Annotated in this window: 17 protein-coding genes; 5 read left to right on the forward strand and 12 right to left on the reverse strand. The window is 64.0% G+C overall.

Translation table 11 applies throughout. From position 1 onward, the window contains the following. Positions 1-12: 12 nt before the first annotated feature. From ACZ9H4_RS33280 to ACZ9H4_RS33290, 3 genes are read left to right on the forward strand one after another with little or no spacing between them, the layout of a single operon-like run. Complete coding sequence (locus ACZ9H4_RS33280; protein WP_408144635.1) at positions 13-954, forward strand: glutamate cyclase domain-containing protein; 942 nt, start codon at positions 13-15, stop codon at positions 952-954. Positions 955-989: 35 nt separating this feature from the next. Then, positions 990-2,090: an alanine racemase gene (locus ACZ9H4_RS33285; RefSeq protein WP_408324694.1), complete on the forward strand. Its 1,101-nt coding sequence runs from the start codon at positions 990-992 to the stop codon at positions 2,088-2,090. Between the two features lie 37 nt (positions 2,091-2,127). Further along, the gene (locus tag ACZ9H4_RS33290) at positions 2,128-2,598 is read left to right on the forward strand and encodes a RidA family protein (protein ID WP_408324696.1); all 471 of its coding nucleotides are present in this window, start codon (positions 2,128-2,130) and stop codon (positions 2,596-2,598) included. Positions 2,599-2,625: 27 nt separating this feature from the next. Here ACZ9H4_RS33290 and ACZ9H4_RS33295 read toward each other — a convergent pair whose 3' ends face one another. Then, positions 2,626-3,597 carry an amidohydrolase family protein gene (locus ACZ9H4_RS33295; RefSeq protein ID WP_476122503.1) on the reverse strand — a complete coding sequence of 324 codons (972 nt, stop codon included), beginning with the start codon at positions 3,595-3,597 and terminating at the stop codon, positions 2,626-2,628. A 170-nt stretch (positions 3,598-3,767) separates the two neighbouring features. On the opposite strand from ACZ9H4_RS33295, the gene ACZ9H4_RS33300 reads away from it, so the two are divergent. Then, positions 3,768-4,667 carry a LysR family transcriptional regulator gene (locus ACZ9H4_RS33300; protein WP_408144642.1) on the forward strand — a complete coding sequence of 300 codons (900 nt, stop codon included), beginning with the start codon at positions 3,768-3,770 and terminating at the stop codon, positions 4,665-4,667. A gap of 121 nt (positions 4,668-4,788) precedes the next feature. On the opposite strand, the gene ACZ9H4_RS33305 is transcribed toward ACZ9H4_RS33300, so the two are convergent. Both ACZ9H4_RS33305 and ACZ9H4_RS33310 read right to left on the reverse strand, forming a co-directional pair. Beyond that, positions 4,789-5,835 (reverse strand): LacI family DNA-binding transcriptional regulator, encoded by a 1,047-nt coding sequence (locus tag ACZ9H4_RS33305; protein WP_476122504.1) that lies wholly within the window; start codon positions 5,833-5,835, stop codon positions 4,789-4,791. Positions 5,836-5,998: 163 nt separating this feature from the next. Continuing rightward, a complete protein-coding gene (locus tag ACZ9H4_RS33310; protein WP_476122505.1) occupies positions 5,999-6,262 on the reverse strand; it encodes a hypothetical protein in 264 nt (87 codons plus the stop codon). 586 nt (positions 6,263-6,848) lie between these two features. On the opposite strand from ACZ9H4_RS33310, the gene ACZ9H4_RS33315 reads away from it, so the two are divergent. Beyond that, the gene (locus ACZ9H4_RS33315) at positions 6,849-7,616 is read left to right on the forward strand and encodes an N-acyl homoserine lactonase family protein (RefSeq protein ID WP_408144648.1); all 768 of its coding nucleotides are present in this window, start codon (positions 6,849-6,851) and stop codon (positions 7,614-7,616) included. Here the strand turns inward: ACZ9H4_RS33315 and ACZ9H4_RS33320 are convergent. The 9 genes from ACZ9H4_RS33320 to oxlT all read right to left on the reverse strand — a co-directional run bounded on the left by ACZ9H4_RS33320 (position 7,613) and on the right by oxlT (position 16,877). Further along, a complete protein-coding gene (locus tag ACZ9H4_RS33320; protein WP_476122506.1) occupies positions 7,613-7,840 on the reverse strand; it encodes a hypothetical protein in 228 nt (75 codons plus the stop codon). The genes ACZ9H4_RS33315 and ACZ9H4_RS33320 overlap by 4 nt on opposite strands. A gap of 598 nt (positions 7,841-8,438) precedes the next feature. Continuing rightward, complete coding sequence (locus ACZ9H4_RS33325) at positions 8,439-9,095, reverse strand: glutathione S-transferase family protein (protein WP_408144650.1); 657 nt, start codon at positions 9,093-9,095, stop codon at positions 8,439-8,441. A gap of 7 nt (positions 9,096-9,102) precedes the next feature. Beyond that, entirely contained in the window at positions 9,103-10,272 is a 1,170-nt protein-coding gene (locus tag ACZ9H4_RS33330) for a Rieske 2Fe-2S domain-containing protein (RefSeq protein ID WP_476122507.1), read from the reverse strand. Further along, positions 10,262-11,293, reverse strand: coding sequence for an aromatic ring-hydroxylating dioxygenase subunit alpha (locus ACZ9H4_RS33335; RefSeq protein ID WP_476122508.1), 1,032 nt, complete (start codon positions 11,291-11,293; stop codon positions 10,262-10,264). Before ACZ9H4_RS33335 ends, ACZ9H4_RS33330 begins: the two co-directional genes overlap by 11 nt. 13 nt (positions 11,294-11,306) lie before the next feature. Further along, a complete protein-coding gene (locus ACZ9H4_RS33340) occupies positions 11,307-12,473 on the reverse strand; it encodes a BMP family ABC transporter substrate-binding protein (RefSeq protein WP_476122509.1) in 1,167 nt (388 codons plus the stop codon). Next, positions 12,470-13,372 (reverse strand): alpha/beta fold hydrolase, encoded by a 903-nt coding sequence (locus tag ACZ9H4_RS33345; protein WP_476122510.1) that lies wholly within the window; start codon positions 13,370-13,372, stop codon positions 12,470-12,472. Before ACZ9H4_RS33345 ends, ACZ9H4_RS33340 begins: the two co-directional genes overlap by 4 nt. Then, positions 13,369-14,346, reverse strand: coding sequence for an isopenicillin N synthase family dioxygenase (locus ACZ9H4_RS33350; protein ID WP_476122511.1), 978 nt, complete (start codon positions 14,344-14,346; stop codon positions 13,369-13,371). Before ACZ9H4_RS33350 ends, ACZ9H4_RS33345 begins: the two co-directional genes overlap by 4 nt. Before the next feature lie 127 nt (positions 14,347-14,473). Continuing rightward, a complete protein-coding gene (locus tag ACZ9H4_RS33355) occupies positions 14,474-15,427 on the reverse strand; it encodes a LysR family transcriptional regulator (RefSeq protein WP_476122512.1) in 954 nt (317 codons plus the stop codon). 139 nt (positions 15,428-15,566) lie between these two features. Further along, complete coding sequence (gene oxlT / locus ACZ9H4_RS33360) at positions 15,567-16,877, reverse strand: oxalate/formate MFS antiporter (RefSeq protein ID WP_476122513.1); 1,311 nt, start codon at positions 16,875-16,877, stop codon at positions 15,567-15,569. Positions 16,878-16,895: the final 18 nt, after the last annotated feature.

Below are 16,895 nucleotides of genomic sequence, written 5' to 3' on the forward strand. Positions count from 1 at the left end.
TGAGATTGGAAAATGGGAATAGCAAAAGTCGAAGACATCATTGGCCAAACCGTCCGGCGCGACATTGGCCGCATGAAGCGGTTCGTCGAAGGTCAGCTGGAAGCGGCCGCGCGTTCGATCATGAGCACGCCGAACGCCCACGTCGGTATCGTGACCGGTTTCTTCATACGCAATGCCGTCCCGCCCTCGCCGGAGACGGACGGACTGGGCGGCATGGCCCATCTCGCCGCCGCACTGTCGAACCTCGGCATACCGGTGACGGTGATCTCGGACGCGCCATGCTGCAAGGCGGTCTGGGCAGTCACCACCGAATTGCCGAAAGAGGTGGCGTTCGAAATCACCTCGGTGAGCGCGGCATCGGTCAAGTCGCTGAGAGCCCGGCTAAGCGAGGCGGAACGTCCGATCACGCACATGATCGCGATCGAGCGGGTCTCGCCCGCGAGCGACGGCAAGCCGCACCGGGAATACGGCGCGGACATGTCCGACGATACCGCTCCGCTGCATCTTCTGTTCGAGGATCCCGAGTGGTCGCGTCCGTGGGTCACGATCGGCATCGGCGACGGCGGCAATGAAATCGGCATGGGCGTGCTGCCCGAGCAAATCGTCCACGACGACATTCCCAACGGCCCGTTGATCAGCGCGGCCATTCCCGCGGACTACCTGATCGTTTCCAGCGTCTCGAACTGGGGCGGCTGGGGACTGGTATCCGCGATGGCGATGGTCGCGCCGCGAGACGCGGCAGCGCGGCTGCTTAGCGATTTCACGCCAGAGCGTGACCGGGCGTATCTGACTGCGGCCGTCGACATCGGCCAGGCGGTTGACGATAGCCGCATCGACCGCCCGGCGACGCCGAAGATGAGCGTCGACCGGCTCTCGTGGGAACAGCATGCGCAAGTGCTGGGTCAGCTCAGGGCACACGTGGACGGATACCTCGCAGCGCCGTCGCACGCGTGAGCGTGACGCCCTTTCAATTTCTTGACGTACCGACCATGTCCGACCTTTCGAGTACCACTTTTACACGTGCGCCGTCGTGGGCCGCCAGCTTGCCAGGAGAATTGCAGACACCGTGTTTCATCGTCTCCGAGCGCGGCATTGTCGATAACTTGCACGCGACCGCCCGTGCGTGTGGAGGGGTGGAGCGGCTCATGCCGCATGTGAAGACGCATCGCGCCCGCTGGATCGTAGAAAGACTGATGCGCGAAGGCGTAACGGCGTTCAAGGCCGCTACCGTCGCCGAAGTGGCGATGGTGCTCGAGGCCGGCGCGAAACACGTCCTCTGGGCATATCCGACCGTGAACAGTGCTCATATCCACACCGTGCTCGCGCTGGCGCGCGCTCATCCGGCCGCACAGGTCGATGCGCTCGTCGACTCGGCGGCAGGCGTAGGCGCGTGGCGTCGCGCGACGAATGAGGCGCCGCCGGCCAATCTCGCGCTGCTCATCGACCTGGATGCCGGCATGGGCAGAACTGGCGCGCCAATGACAGTGGCGACGCTGCAACTGGCCCGTACGCTTGCCGCGCTCGGCTGCTTTGGAGGATGGCATGTCTACGACGGCCATATCCATGATCTCGATACTGCCACGCGCCGCGCGCGAGTGGACGCCATCGTGGGACAAGTGGCCGTGCTGACGCGCGCAGCCGATGCAGAGGGACTGTCGACAAAGCTCGTCGCCGGGGGCAGCTACACGTTCGATCTGTGGCCAGACACGCTCGCCGACTTCGTATCCCCGGGCAGTTGGACCTATTCGAGCGCTCAGCACGACCTGGAGTTGCCCGCGCTCGGCTGGACGCCAAGCGCATATGTACTGGCAACGGTAATTTCACGCAACGGCGCAACCGCGACGCTCGATGCGGGCTCGAAGGCCATCTCGCCGGACAAGCCGATGGCGGAGCGCTTTCGCTGGGACGGCAAGATCGTCATGATGAGCGAAGAGCACGTCGTAGTCGAAAACACCGATCTGGCTGTCGGCGACCGGGTGATGTTATTGCCGCGCCATGCTTGCACGACTGCCTATCTCTACCCCAGCGCGCGGGTGCTTACCACCGAAGGGTCGTGGGAAGTGCGTGAGCAACTCGGGAGCCGCCGATAGGCCGCGAGCCCGGCAGCGGTAAATGGCGATTGAAGCCATGCAACGCGACGCGGCCACGCACGTCATGCGGCAACTCGGAAAAACACGACATCAAGGCAAAGGGAAAAACATGAACGACAGTGGCACACGCCGCGCATTGCGTGGCGTCAATCCAGGCGAGCTCAATCCGGGCGGGCACTATTCTTCCGCGATGATCGCGGGCGATTTCGTCTTCCTGTCCGGCCAGACGCCGCGCGACGCCGACCGGAATGTGATCGGCAACTCGATCGAAGAGCAGACCCGTGCCACGCTCGCCAACATCGAGCGGGTGCTGGCCGCCGCCGGCGCGAGACCCCAGGACGTCGTCAAAGTCACCGCCTATCTGACCGACTTGACGCTCTTTAGCCGCTTCAACGCGCTCTATGCGAGCTGGTTTGCCGAGCATAAGCCCGCGCGAACAACCGTGGAAGCCGGTCTCCAGGGTGTGCTCGTGGAGATCGACGTGGTTGCCTACATCGGCGAGCGCTAACCCTGCCGGCAAGCCGCCGCACGCACGCTAAAAGCCGTAAAGCTTTGCAGGATTTTCAACAAGGATTCGATGCCGCGTCGATTGATCAGGTATCCATAGCGTCAGATCGTCCAGCAAGCGTGCGGCGTCCGGCTTGTTGTCGGCTGCTTGTGTCGGGTGAGGCCAGTCCGATCCCCACAGCATCCTGTCCGCGGCAAGTTGGGTCAACCTGAGCGCGACCATGCCGGCGTCCGCGTAAACCGGTGCTCCGCTTCGCGACGCAAGATAGGGACCACTCAATTTGACCCAGGTGCGACCGCCCGCCAACAGCGCCTCGACCGCCCGGAATGCGGCATGCTCCGCGCCGTCTGGTTGCGGGATCTGCCCCATATGATCGATCACGAGCGGCGACGACAGACTCGCAAGCAACGGCCGATGCGCGAGTAGCTGCGCAGCAGTGGCATTGACTTGAATGTGCCAGCCAAGCGGTTCGATCCGCTTCGAGAGCGGCTCCATCATCGATACCGTGACGCCGACCAGGTATTCGAGATTAAAGCGCAGCCCACGGACACCCCTATCGTGAAGACCGGCCAGCTCAGCATCGGTCACGGTGTCGGGCACGGTCGCAATACCGCGCGCGGTCTCTCGGAACTGCGACAGGGCATCGAGCAGACAACGATTGTCGGTGCCATACGTCGACGGTTGAACGACGACATGTCGCTCGACGCCCAGCCTGCGCTGCAGCGCGCGATAGTCGGCGACCGTCGCGTCAGGTGGCTGCAATTGCGCAGACGGATCGACTGGATACCGTGCATCGTAGATGTGGTGATGACTGTCGGTTGCCTTCGGCGGAACGGGAAAGCGCGGTTGGCCGGCGCGGCCCACGCTGGCCGGTTCCTCGGCAAAAGCGGATTCGCCGGATGGGGGCGGTGTGGCCGCGAGGCCGGTCGTCCGGTTGCCACGGCGATGGTCTTCGTCGCCTTGAGCTTGATCACGGTGACTTTGCTTCTCCTGCTTCAATCGGCATCTCCTTTAGTCAGCGGTCAATGGCAGCGACGGAGTGTCCTGCAGCAAAATGACCAACCACGCACTGCGTTCTGACACAACGAAAAGAGTGGCTCAGTATACGAATGCAATTTGTCCGGGGGATAATCAAAGTTAGTGACGCCCTCTGATAGAAACCTTCGATCATGCGCATTTCTCTTCAGCAAATTGAAACCTTTTATTGGGTTGCGCGATTAGGCGGATTTCATGCGGCGGCGCGTCATCAGCACCTGACGCAGCCGACCATCTCGGCACGCATCCAGGAGTTCGAAGAGCATCTCGGCGTGCAGCTTTTCACGCGCAGCCGAACGCGCTCCGAACTCACGCTCGCGGGCCGCGACGCGCTCGTCAATGCGGAACAGGTGCTAAAGCTCGCCGAAAAGCTCGAACAGATTGCGAAGCGTAGCGACCCCATGTACGGACTGCTACGTCTCGGCGCGATCGAGTCCATCGCCCACGCGGGGCTTGCCGATCTGCTCACGCAACTCAAGACGCGATATCCGCACATGAAGATCGAACTCACGATCGATGTGGGCGTCACACTTGGACGCAAGCTCGGTGCGCACGAACTGGATATAGCGATCCTCAACGATTCCACCAATGCGCCCCACGTGGTCGAGACCGCCATCGGCTACACCGACCTACACTGGGTGGCGTCGCCGCAACTCGTGCCCAACTGCAATGTTGCGCCTCACGAGCTTGCGTCGGTGCCGATCATCACCGTCTCGCAACCGTCATCGAACCATTCGCTTGTGATGAACTGGTTCCGCAGCGCCGGTTGCACTCCGGACAACATCAGCTCATGCAATTCCCTGTCCATGATGTCGCGGCTGGTCGCGGCGGGACATGCGGCGGCCGTGTTGTCGCCCGCGATCATGCGCACGGAGATCGATGCCGGGCTGATTCACGTGCTGAACACCGAACGGCCAATCACCCAGCAAGGGTTCTTTGTCGCCTATCAGGAAGAGTGTCTGAGTGGCGCGGATACCATCGTGGAGCTGGCGAAAGAGGTGCTCGCGCGCAGTCGCGTGCTGATTCCGGGGTAGTCGGCGCCAGGGCGCGGACTATTGCTACGGCACGCCCCAAAGAGCAATACCGGAATCGCAGCCGCGCAATCCCGGGGCGCTTCGAACGAACGCCTCGTCATCGACGCCGTACATCGGCAACCTAAGTGTTGCGAGGACGCGCCGTCGTGCCCCGCACGATCAGGTCGGTCGGCACGATGTACTGGGAACTCACCGGCCGTCCTTCGATTCGTGCCAGCAGATACTCGGCGCTGCGCGCGCCGATTTCATCGGCGGCGAGCCGCATGGTCGTCAGCGGCGGCGACGTGAAGCTGGAAAATTCGATGTCGTTGATGCCCGCGATCGACAGGTCGCCCGGCACGTCGATGCCCGACTCGCGCGCCTCGACCAGCGCGCCGATTGCGAGCAGATCGGTGCCGCAGATTACGGCCGTCGGACGATCGGGGCCGTTCATCAGCGCCTTCATCGCCATCTGGCCTTCAATGATCTTGTGCGGCATCTCGATCAGATGCTCGTGGCGCAACTGCAGCCCGCGCGACTGTAGCGCCGCGCGCACGCCGATGATGCGATCAGCCGCGCGATCGCTATGCTGCGTCATTTGCGTAATCATGCCGAAGCGCGTGTGCCCGAGATCGAGCAGATAGTCGGCGAGGCGACGGCCGACAGCCACGTTGTCGAAGCCGACATAGGGATGGTCGTGATCGACCGTCCAGCCATTGACGAGCGGAATCTGTTCCTTTTCGATCAGTTCGTAGAGCGCGGGCGAGTGACTGCGGCCCACGAGCATCAGTCCGGCGATGCCGTCCGCGATAAGGGCGCGGACCTGCTTCAGCTCATCTTCCTGGTCGTAGTACGAGCATCCAAGCAGCAATGTATAACCGGCTTCACCGATGCGCTTTTGCAGCGCGAACACGCCGATCGCGAAGTTCTGGTTTTCCAGCGATGGGATTACCGCGCCGATTGTCTTCGAACGCTGCGAAGCCAGCGCGCGCGCCGCGGCGTGCGGTGTATAGCCGAGTTCCAGCGCGATGTCGCGCACACGATTCTGCAGCTCTGCGGCTACCTTTGCGTTACCGTTCAACACGCGTGAAACGGTCGCAGTCGATACCCCAGCCGCGCGCGCGACATCTGCCACGGAAATCGCATTCGATTTGCGACGCGACGCTCTTTTCTTTGTCTCGTTGGTCAACTTGCATCCTGCCCGGTGTCGAGGCGCACCATCGCGCCTGCCCTGTCCGGCATACTATAACGCGGCCCCTTGAGATATGGCCACCGCCGGACGCGGACCTTCGTCTGGTTGGTGCGTTGGGGGCTCGCGTCAAACTTCATTTTTCGGCACATAACCGAGCTCCTCACGTTTTGTTCCAGCGGCTATGAACATCGCCTGACACACCGTGCAAGATCACGAAGTTGTAGCCGGTTATTCGATGCAGCGCTTCGCCAGTTGCATCATGCCGCGATGGTTGAGCCGTACGAAGAGATGACGCGGCGGCATTCAAGATCAGCTGGTCGTGCCGATGCACTCCCGCCGCGCGATTCAAGCTCGCGAACATCACGCGATTTGCGCCGGCATGCTGCGAGGCTTCGAAAAGCTTGTAGCAAGGCTCGATGTTCACGTTGCGGAGACCGGGGGCGAGGTACGCGCCAGGCAGCGTTCACTCAAGCGCGCAACTTAAGTAATCGCTTTCTATATTGCTGAAATTTTCGGGCAACACTCGATTAAGATATCTTGAATTTCAGGGTATTTTACGGGTAAACCCCGAGAAATTCAAGAGAAAGCGCTTACACAATTCACCTACACTGTGACTTCGCGAGCGAAATACCGGCGACCGTGGCGGAGTCCCTTATCGCCTGCGAATACGTCCGGCAGGTTACGTGTGCCAGGTCCGACGGCAGCGTCATCATGTTCATGTATTCGCAGGAAGGAAGCGACCGATCGGCCCGCGCCCCTACTGCCCGAGCGCTGTGCAAATCTCTATTTTGACGGCCTGGCCCGCAGCCGGCTTTGCACGGCTGCGTCGCAATCGATTTGGCCGGTACAGGCGAACACGCAGGGCGCTGTTGGCGAATGCAACGTCATTGCCCGACGTGATCGTTCATCGGGTCAGGAAGCCGGACCCGGCCCAGCTTCGGCCAAGGTCTGAGCCTTCCAGCAGGCACCCGGCGTCAGCACCATCAACACCGTTGAAGTGAGACTCAGATATGACATTCACCATCGTACCGATCCGCTGCGGCGATATCGTCAATCATGAGCGAGCGTGCTTTTTGTACCGCAAGAACTGCGGTTCCGCGCGCCTGCATGCACCGTGTATCGCGTGGTTGCTGCGCAGCGCTCGCCATACGATCGTCGTCGATGCTGGGCCGGGTTCCCGCTCGCGCGCACCGCAGTGCTACACCGAGACAGATGCCGGGATTGACGACCTGCTGCAGTACGGCCTGGCGCGCGAAGGCGTCGACCCGGCTTCCGTCGAACGGGTCATTCTCACTCATCTGCATAACGACCACGTTGGCGGCGCGCGGTTGTTCACGAATGCGCGCTTTCACGTCCAGGAAGCGGAATTGAAAGAGGCGGTCTGGCCGGTGCCGTTCCAGCGTCCAATTTACGAAACCAATCAGCGCGGCCACACGCCGCCGTGGGTGGACATTCTCGACCGGATGGATGTGGCGTTCGGTGACGCCGACGTGGTGCCCGGCATTCGTGTGTTGCGCTTGCCGGGGCATACAGCAGGCTCACAGGGTGTGCTGGTCGATACGCAGGCAGGGCCGTATCTCATCGCGGGCGACCTGATTCCGCTCTACGAGAATTGGCCGGAGGACGGCAGCGAGCCGATCCCGAACGGCAACCACACCGACCTGCGCGCTTATGACGAAAGTTTCCGCCGCATCGCGACGCTTGGCGCGACAGTGCTGCCGGCCCATGAGCCACGGATCTTCGAGCAAACGGTGTATCCCCCACTGCTGAGCCGCTAAGCCTCTGAGCGGCCAGTATTTCCACGGAAACCGGCGATGAGACAAAGATGGTTCCGGCTGCTGTAAGTGACGGTGATCACGTTCATCATCGGTCTGATGGAGTGAACCCACGTCGGCTTCGCGACACCAAGCGTGGCCAGCGAGTTGGCGTCGACCTCGCGGGTACTGGATTTCGCCTCCACGGCGTGCTGCTTTTCGGCTATGACATCGCGCAAGCGATCCACGGCTGGCTCGCCGACCGCCGAATGGCAAAGCGCTGATCGCCCTGACAACGACGGCGCAGTTGGGCATCGCCGAACGATCGCGGGCATGTCCATAACGCATCGCATCTGGTGGTCACACGTTTTGCGATCGGTCTGTTCGAAGTGCGCATCTTCCCCGACCTTCCTGCCGTTTGCGAAGAACTGATTCGCGCCGTATGAACGCGCTCGCGTGGACGGCGTTTGGCAGCTTTGCTACTCGCTGGCCGCGGTCCTGAGCGGTCCAGTCAGCGGCCACTTCCTGTCGTTCGGATCGTGGCGGGGCTGTTTGCGTCATTGCATGCGAAACGCCGCCGCCAATGACGCGATTTTGCCTGTGCGAGCTGGTTTGCCCGCACGGTTCTGAATTCCATCGCGCAGGTGTGAACGCGAGCACGTGGTATCCGGCGCGCCGCTGCGGCCGATATGGCGCGAACACATTCGCCGCGTCATTGATCGTTCAGGCGCATACCTGCTTGAGCGATTGCCTGCTCATCAAACGCGGCGCTGCACGAGCCGTGGCCTCTAGCAAGCCTGAAGCATGTTGATGACGCGGCAAACATGACGCCGTGTGGTTGGTCACTCAAATGGCCGCATACACACCGGCCATCGTCGTAAAACCTTCCAGCCGTTTGAGTCGAACCATCCAGCGTCCAAGCGCTGGATAGTCGATCGATTCGATCTGCGCTTCGTCGAGCAGCGCAACCGGCACGAAGCACGCGATATCGGCGATGGTCGGCTTCGGCGTCGCGCAGACGAAGGGCACGCCAGCCGCTTCGTTGAACCAGCACGTCTCGTCGAGAAGGCGCAGCAGCTTCTTCGCCGCGTGCCTCGACGCATGAACGGGCTGCGGCTCACCATGCAGCACTTGCGAGCGCAGCGGCAGCACCACGTCGCTCAACTGGGCCGCGAAGTCGAGCCAGCTTTGCACTTGCGCAAATTGCCAGGGATCGTCGGCCGGCAGCCAATGCGCGCGATCTATTTCAGCCGCGCCTTCATTCGCGCCGTAGCGACGCGCGAGATACACGAGGATCGCGTGCGCGCCGCGCAGCAACGCGCCGTCCGCATCGAGTACGGGCAGCGTGCCCAGTGGATTCAACGCGAGAAACCGCGGCGTGCCGTTCTGCTTCGACGGATAAAGCTCGACGCGCGTGCGTTCGTAACTGACGTCGAGCAGACCCAGCATCAGACGCACCTTGTAGCTTTCTCCGCACAATTCGTCGTCGTAGAGTTTGAGCATCGCGGCCTCACAGATCCAGAGTCAGCGCAACGCCGCACGCGCGCGACACGCACACCATCATGCAGTTTCCCTCCGCGCGTTCCTGCGGCGTCAGAAAAGCGTCGCGATGCAGCGGCGTGCCGTCGAGCACACGCGTGCGGCACGTGCCGCATACGCCTTGCTCGCACGAAGTCGGCACGTCGATACGATGCTCGCGCAAGGTTTGCAGCAAGCTGACGCCAGCGGGCACATTCAGCGTGCGGTCGCTGCGCGCCAGATGAACCGTGAATGCGTGGTCGGTGGCGTGGTCATCGGTGCCGGACGCCGAAGCCGCTTCGGTGGAAACCGCTCTGGCCATCGCGGGCGATAGAAACACCGGTTGCGTGGACGGCTGCGCATGCGGCATGACAGGTGGCGGCTGGTCCGCGAAGCGATCGCGCGATAAATGCTCATCACGTGCGGCTGGCTGTTCCAGCGCATCGCGCAATGCGTTGAGCCGCTGCTGATGATGCCGTTGCACAGCCAGCCGCTCTTCCCCCGCGAACGCGCCGAGCGCGATTCCGTGCAGATACGTCCGCCCTGCCCGCGCGGGCTGCGTCAGAAACACCACGCGTTGCGCCGCGTCGTCGGGCTGTTCGATCAATACCGCGTGTGTGCTGAGATGGAACGCGACGCAATCGGTGGTACGCCATGCGTCGAAGTCCGCATGGTCGAAACAATATGCGCTCAGCGCGCGCTGCACGTCGTCGGCGCAGGCATCGATCGCGACGGTGCGCAAGCGGACCTGCTGCCCGTCGTCTTCGAGTTCGTCGAGCGGCGCAAACGGCGGCGCCTCTTCCGGCTGCGCGAGACATGTCCACACGAAGCCATGACGCACCTCGACCGGCCACGTCTTCACCGCGACCGGCGGCGCAGCGCCGTCAGGATGCGCGGGCACGAAGCGGCAGCCGCCGTCGCCCGAGCCGAATTGCCAGCCGTGATACTGGCATTGCAACGCGTCGCCGCGATGATGGCCGATCGACAAGCGCACGCCGCGATGCGGGCAACGGTTCTCCCACACGTTGACGGCGCCGTCTTCGGCGCGCCACACCACGAGTTCGTTGCCATGCAGTTCGGTGCGATAGATCGCGCGCTCGCCGAGTTGATCGACGTCGCATAGCGCAAACCAGGTGAAGGCGCTGCTGTCTTTATCGGCCATGGGTGGTTCCGTAGGTGACCCGCTGAGCCGCTAGCCAACGCCGGTACGCGACCGACATCGCATCGGCGCGCACCGGATGCTCGGCTCCGGTGCCGAGCGGCAAGCGCTTGGGCACCTGATTGACGAGAATCTTGATGTCCTGCGCGAAAATGGTTTGCTGGAAGCCGCGCAATTCGTCGTCGCGGCTGGCGTCGTCGAGATAGCTCATCACCGTGTGCGCGACGCACCAGTCCTCGTCGACCGGTTGCACGAACAGCGCGATCACGTCGAAGCGCTCGGGCTGCGGCGGACAGGTCTTGTAGAGAATCGCGCTGTACGGGCGCGCGACGCGGTACACATACTGAACGTCGAGCCCGGCGTCCGCGGTCATCGCCGCGCGCGGCTGATAGAAGCGGCAGTCGTACGCGTACAGCTCGTCGTCGAGTTCATCGCGCTCGATCCGGTACGGGGCGACCTCGGTGTACGGCTCGACGCCCAGATAGCCGGTATGCACGAATGGAAAATGCCCCATGTCGAGGAAGTTTTCGATCGCCCGCAAGCCGCTGACGTGCACGCGAAACGCGCCCGCATGGAGCAGACGGCGATCGGGCTCGGCGGCTTCGGGAATTGCGAGCAGATCGCGGCGCGGCTCACCGACGCACACCCATAGCACGCCGTAGCGCGCTTGCACGTGACACTCGGCCTGCGTATCGAGCCGCCACGCACGGTAACGATGCGAGGCGCGGCCCGCCGCGCCGGCTCGCGACACGGCGAGGCCGAGATCCACGCCGAGCAGCCGGGTGGCCGTGGTGGCCGTGGTGGCCATGGTGGCCGTGGTGGCCATGGTGGCCGTGGTGGCCATGGTGGCCGTCGTGGCCGGCACCGGCGCGCCGCCGGACGAAGCCGCCGTGACGAGCGCATCCAGCGCATCGAGCGCGGCCACTGGATGCCAGTCGTTCCAGACCACGGCGTCGCTGCTCGCGTCGTCCCCCATGCCGTTCGTCGCTTCGCTGTGCGCATTGCGCGCCTGTGCCGTGCTCATAGCCACCGCTCCGTCATTTCGCGACGCTGCCCTGCACACCGTCGACGAACCAGTCTATCCGGTTCGTGTCGTCCGCGGACAGCGCCGAGCCCGCGGCGACGCGCAGCTTGCCGTTCTGGTCCTTCAGCGGGCCGGCGAACGGATCGAGCCGGCCGGCCACCAGCGCGGCGCGCTTCTCCGCGAGCGTGCGCTGCACGTTCGCGGGGACTTCCGTGGTGTTCACGTTCACCAGATCGGTGATGCCTTCCTTCACGCCCCAGTACACCGGCTTGTTGGACCATGTGCCGCGCTTCACTTCGTCGATCACCTTGCTGTAGTAGATGCCCCAGTCGTAGGCGACCGAACCGAGGTGCGCGTGTGGACCCCAGTGGCTCATGTCCGAGTCCCAGCCGAACGCGTGAATCTTGTGCTGCTCGGCGACCGCCATCGTCGCGGTCGAATCGGTGTTTTGCAGCAGCACGTCCGCGCCCAGGCCGACCAGCGTCTCCGCCGCCTGCCGTTCCTTGCCCGGATCGAACCAGCTATTGATCCACACGACCCTGACCGTGGTCTGCGGCGCGACCGAACGCGCGCCGAGCGCGAACGCGTCGATATTGCGCACCACTTCCGGAATCGGCACCGAGCCGACAAAACCGAGCGTGTGCGACTTCGACACATAGCCGGCGACGACGCCCGCGAGGTACGCCGACTCGTACACCTTACCGTTGAAGTTGCCGAGGTTGGGCGCGCTCTTGTAGCCGGAGCAATGCAGGAACACGGTGTCGGGATAGTCGCGCGCGACCTTCATCATCGAGTCCATGTAGCCGAACGACGTGCCGATCACGATCTTGTCGCCCTTCGCCGCGCGGTCGCGGAACACGCGGGCGGCGTCGGCGTTTTCGGGCACGTCCTCGATGCGCGTGACCTTGATCTGCGAGCCGAGCTGCTTTTCGGCCTCGCCGATGCCGAGATCGTGCGCGTGAGTCCAGCCCGCATCGCCAGGATTGCCGAGATAGACGATCGAGACATCCAGCGGCGCGTTGCTGACGGCATGAGCGGGTGCGCTCAACGTCGCGAGCATCGCGAGCGCGCCGTACGAACACGCGAGCAGCGCACTGCCCGGGCGTCGCGCGAAGCGTGCCGTGGAACGGGAAGAAAGACGCGCAGAGACAAGCCGGCCGAGGCGAGATAGTCGGATCATGACGAGGTTCCGGTAGTGGGCGTGGTGAGCGTACTGAGCGAACGGGAGATGGCGGACATACTGGAAACCGTGCTTGCAGGCGACGCCGGCGCATCGCCGCTGGCGCTTCTGCCTGAACCGATGCCGATACAGGCGAGCGCATCGCACACGAGCGTCGCGAGCTCGGCGGGCCGCGCGAGTTGCGGCACGTGACCGCAGTCGATCGAGCGCACGATCGCGCCCGGCACCAGCGCCTGCATCCTGCGCTGCAAAGGCAGCAGCACCGAACGGTCGCGCAACGCTTCGACATAAATGCGCGGCACGCTGCCGAAGCGCTCGTCGCTCAACGACGTGACGAGCGCCCGGCCGCTTTCCTGTTGCGGGGTCAAGCGCGCCGCGGCTTCGCGGGCGGCGTCGGGCGGGCAATCGTGCAGAAAAATGTCGAGCGCGGCGGCTGGCGGCACACACGTCGTCGCGCGATCGTCGCTCCATTGCAAGTATGGCGCGATGCCGGCCGCGCCGGGCACCTCGGCGGCGCTCGCCTCGACCAGGTCCGCGTAGCCCATTCCGGACGGCAGCATCATTCCCGCGACGTACACGATGCACGCGACGCGCTCGGGCAAGGTCTCGGCAAGTTGCGAAGCCGGTACGCCCGCACCGCTATGCGCGACCACGACGACGGGACCGTCGAAATCGGCAAGCGCGTCGGTGAGCGCATCGACATAGGTTTGCAGCGTCATAGCGAGGCCCCCATCGCGCGAAGGTTGCGCGCCGTTGCCGGGCAGATCGACGGCGCGGCACGTCCAGCCGCGCGCGGCCATCTCCGGCAGCCAGGCGTCCCACGCCCAACTGCCCTGCCACGCGCCGTGGATCAGCAGCATGCCCGCCGCGCGTGTGATGCGAGTGGCGGGCGCGGTCATCCGTAGGTCCTCCGGTAGCACGCTTCGAGATGACCGGCGACGGTGATCGGCGGATACGCAGGCGCGTCGCCGGGCGCGCTGCACCCCGGCAGACAGCTGACCACGTAGTCGGGCCGTCCCGTAAAGAAGAACGGCATCGAGTAGCGCTCGCGGCCCGATGCGTTGACCACGCGATGCAACGTCGAGCGATAGCGGTCGTTGGTCCAGCGCGCGATCAGATCGCCAAGATTCACCACGAACGTGCCCGGCAGCGGCGGCACGTGAATCCAGCCGCCGTCGCCGTCCTGCACCTGCAAGCCGCCGTTGCCGTCCTGCCAGAGCAGCGTCAGGCAGCCGAAGTCGGTATGCGCGCCGCAGCCCTTCTGCTCGGGCAGCGCCTGCGGCGGTTGCGGCGGATAGTGCAGCAGGCGCAGCGTGCCCATCGCGTCGTCGCAAAACGCGTCGAAATGGTCTTCCGGCAAATCGAGCGATAGCGCGAGCCCGCGCGTCAGGCGTTTGGACAGGTCGTACAGCGCGTCGAAATATGCATCCATCGCCGGACGAAAACCCGCCGATTGCGCCGGCCACTGGTTCGGCCCACAGTTGAACGCGCGCGCGACCACGCGCGGGTGATCGAGCGGCAGTTCGTTGCCGATATAAAAGCCTTCCTTCAGATCGGGCGGCGTACCGGCTTCCAGCACCTGGCCGCGCAGCGGCTCGTAGCCGCGATTGCAGAACGACTTCGCTTTGTCGACGAGGCGCTTGTCGGCTTCGTCGAGCGCGAAGAAACGCTCGGCTTCGCCGCGCGCCGCGTCGATCAGCGCGGCGTCCACGCCGTGATTCGCGATGTAGAAAAAGCCTTTGTCGATACACGCGGCATGCAGCGCCTCGCCCACCGCCGCGCGTTGCCGTGCATCCGCCGACGCAAGGCCGGACACATCGATGACGGGCAGGCTCGCATGCGGCACGGCCCTCGCTGATAGCACTTCGGACATTCCAGCTCCCTTTGACCCGCTTTCAATTGGCTTCGAACTCGTGTTGATCCGAGTCTAGAGCGCGGCGGCTGGTCAAAAAAGAGCAGAAAAAAATCCATGCTGATGCCGTTTCGGCATCAGCATGCGGTCACAGCGTCGGCTCGTCGCCTTCGCGATCGGCGAGCGCTTCGACGAGCAGACGCACGAACGCGTCGAGCGCGGGCGTCAGCGTGCGGCCGGCGCGTGCGTAAGCGCCGAGTTCGGAGATCAGCGGACGCGGCGAGCGCAGCGGAATATGCGCGAGCGTGCCGTCGGCCAGATCGCGTTCGAGGCCGAGCCTTGTCTGAAAGCCCACGCCTCGCCCGCGCGCCGCCATGCGCCGCATCAGTTCGATCGAATCGCTTTCGAGGACCGTTTGCAGCGGCTTGCCGTAATGCCGGATCAGCGGTTCGAGCAGGCCGCTGATCGACAGCTGCGCATTGCCGAGAATCAGCGGATAGCGGGCGCACTGCGCGAACGTCACGCTCGCTTCATTTGCGAGCGGATGATCGGCGGCGACGATCGCGCCCAGTTGAAAACGCCCCACCGCGAGCTGTTGCAGATCGCCGGTGCGCGGCAGCGAGAACGCGAGACCGAGGTCGGCGTCGCCGTCGAGAATGCTGCGCGCGATCGTCGCCGACCCGGCCGTGTGCACCTGGAAGCGGATCGCCGGGTAACGCGCCAGCATCCGCTCGACGAGGTCCGGAAGGAAACTGGAGTTGAGGCCCTCGACGGTGACGATGCCGATCTCGCCGCGCCGGATGCCGCGCAGCGCGTCCATTTCGCTCTCGAAACGGCGCGCGTCCTGCAACACCGTGATCACGTGCCGCGCAAACACCTCGCCGGCCGCGGTCAGCGCGAGCCCCGACGCCAGCCGCTCGAACAACGGCGTGCCGACCTCCGCTTCGAGCTTCAACAATTGCCGGTTGACCGCCGACGACGCCAGATGCAGTTGCCGTGCCGCTTCACGGATCGAGCCGCAACGGCGGATCGCATCGAAGTAGCGCAGCGAGCGTGCGTGGATGTGCGAGGCGAGCGTTTCGGCGACGATGGGCTTCGGCATGGTGTCGGAGGCTGGGTGGGCGTATCGGGTTGGCGACGATCAACGCAGCCGTCCCTGACGGATGCGACGGCCGACAGGATGATACGTGCCGCGCGCCACGTGGTTCGACTTTCGACTGCCGACACAAGGCGCCTCGAGATCAATGCGTCGCGACAGCCGCGTCGGCGCTCACCGACTTCTGGAGAAAGCGCGCGCGCATCGGCTTGAGCACAAGTATTGCGAGCACCGCGGTGACGACATCCAGCGTAATCGCCACGCCGAACACCGGGACCCAACTACCCGCATGTTGATGCAGGAGCGCGGCGAGCGGACCGCCGAAGATCGAGCCGATGCCCTGCGAGATGTACAGCCAGCCGTAGTTCTCGGTGGCGTGACGTGTGCCGAACGTGTCGGTCAGCGTGGCCGGAAACAGCGAAAAGATTTCGCCCCAGCCGAAGAAGACCACGCCCGAGAGCAGCACGAACAGCAGGGCGTTGTCGCGCGTCATCAGCCACAGCGTCATCGCAATACCTTCGAGCGCGAAGGCGAAAAACATCGTGTTTTCGCGGCCGAATCGGTCCGACACCAAGCCGAACAACGGACGCGTGAGGCCATTCGTGAAGCGGTCGATGGTCAGTGCGAGCGGCAGCGCAGCCATGCCGAACACAACCACCTTCGTGATGCCGAAGTCCGCTGCGAAGGTTGCCATCTGGGAGGTGACCATCAGGCCCGAGGTGGACATCATCGTCATCATCGCGAACATCAACCAGAAGAGCGGCGACTTCATCATTTGCGACGGACGCCGATTCGGCACGCTCGATGCCGCGATAGCGAACGCACTCGTCGGCGCTACGTCACGCGGCACACGCAGCCCCTGCGACGCGAGAAAGCCCACCACCGCGAATGCGATGCCGTAGATCCACAGCGTGGCATCGAGGCCGCGCGTCGACAGCGAGGCCGAGATCGGGAAGGTCGTCACGATCGCGCCCATGCCGTAGCCCGCCGCCACCGCGCCGGCCGCGAAGCCGCGACGATCGGGGAACCAGCGCACCATCAGGCCGACTACGCCGACATACACGATGCCCGTGCCGAGCCCGCCGACGACGCCGTAGGTGAGATACAGCATCGACGTGGTCGTGACCATCGACGCGAGCACCCAGCTCAGGCCCGACATCACCGTGCCGAGCGAGATCAGCAGACGCGGACCGAAGCGGTCGATCAGCTTGCCCTGAAACGGCGAGAAGAACGTCTGCAGGATGATGAGCAGCGAGAACGTCACCTGCAATTCGGGCAACGGCACGCCGAGCTTCGCGGACAGCGGCTTGGTCAGCAACGTCCACACGTATTGCGGGCTTGAGATCGCCATCATGCAGAGCAGGCCGAGGCCGAGCTGAAGCCAGCGGTTATGCGTCGCGACGGCGGGCGTGCTTGCGCCAGCCTCGTCGTGCAGCGTTTGGATGCGTGTGTTCATATGCGTTCCCCGTAGTGA

This window comes from Paraburkholderia sp. TE9906, assembly GCF_056279605.1.

Coding starts and splice junctions, on each gene's coding strand:
- ACZ9H4_RS33330 (WP_476122507.1), bottom strand. CDS start 10,272: ATGGCCGATAAAGACAGCAGCGCCTTCACCTGGTTTGCGCTATGCGAC.
- ACZ9H4_RS33350 (WP_476122511.1), bottom strand. CDS start 14,346: ATGTCCGAAGTGCTATCAGCGAGGGCCGTGCCGCATGCGAGCCTGCCC.
- ACZ9H4_RS33325 (WP_408144650.1), bottom strand. CDS start 9,095: ATGCTCAAACTCTACGACGACGAATTGTGCGGAGAAAGCTACAAGGTG.
- ACZ9H4_RS33285 (WP_408324694.1), top strand. CDS start 990: ATGTCCGACCTTTCGAGTACCACTTTTACACGTGCGCCGTCGTGGGCC.
- ACZ9H4_RS33280 (WP_408144635.1), top strand. CDS start 13: ATGGGAATAGCAAAAGTCGAAGACATCATTGGCCAAACCGTCCGGCGC.
- ACZ9H4_RS33355 (WP_476122512.1), bottom strand. CDS start 15,427: ATGCCGAAGCCCATCGTCGCCGAAACGCTCGCCTCGCACATCCACGCA.
- oxlT (WP_476122513.1), bottom strand. CDS start 16,877: ATGAACACACGCATCCAAACGCTGCACGACGAGGCTGGCGCAAGCACG.
- ACZ9H4_RS33300 (WP_408144642.1), top strand. CDS start 3,768: ATGCGCATTTCTCTTCAGCAAATTGAAACCTTTTATTGGGTTGCGCGA.
- ACZ9H4_RS33335 (WP_476122508.1), bottom strand. CDS start 11,293: ATGAGCACGGCACAGGCGCGCAATGCGCACAGCGAAGCGACGAACGGC.
- ACZ9H4_RS33315 (WP_408144648.1), top strand. CDS start 6,849: ATGACATTCACCATCGTACCGATCCGCTGCGGCGATATCGTCAATCAT.
- ACZ9H4_RS33290 (WP_408324696.1), top strand. CDS start 2,128: ATGCAACGCGACGCGGCCACGCACGTCATGCGGCAACTCGGAAAAACA.
- ACZ9H4_RS33340 (WP_476122509.1), bottom strand. CDS start 12,473: ATGATCCGACTATCTCGCCTCGGCCGGCTTGTCTCTGCGCGTCTTTCT.
- ACZ9H4_RS33345 (WP_476122510.1), bottom strand. CDS start 13,372: ATGACCGCGCCCGCCACTCGCATCACACGCGCGGCGGGCATGCTGCTG.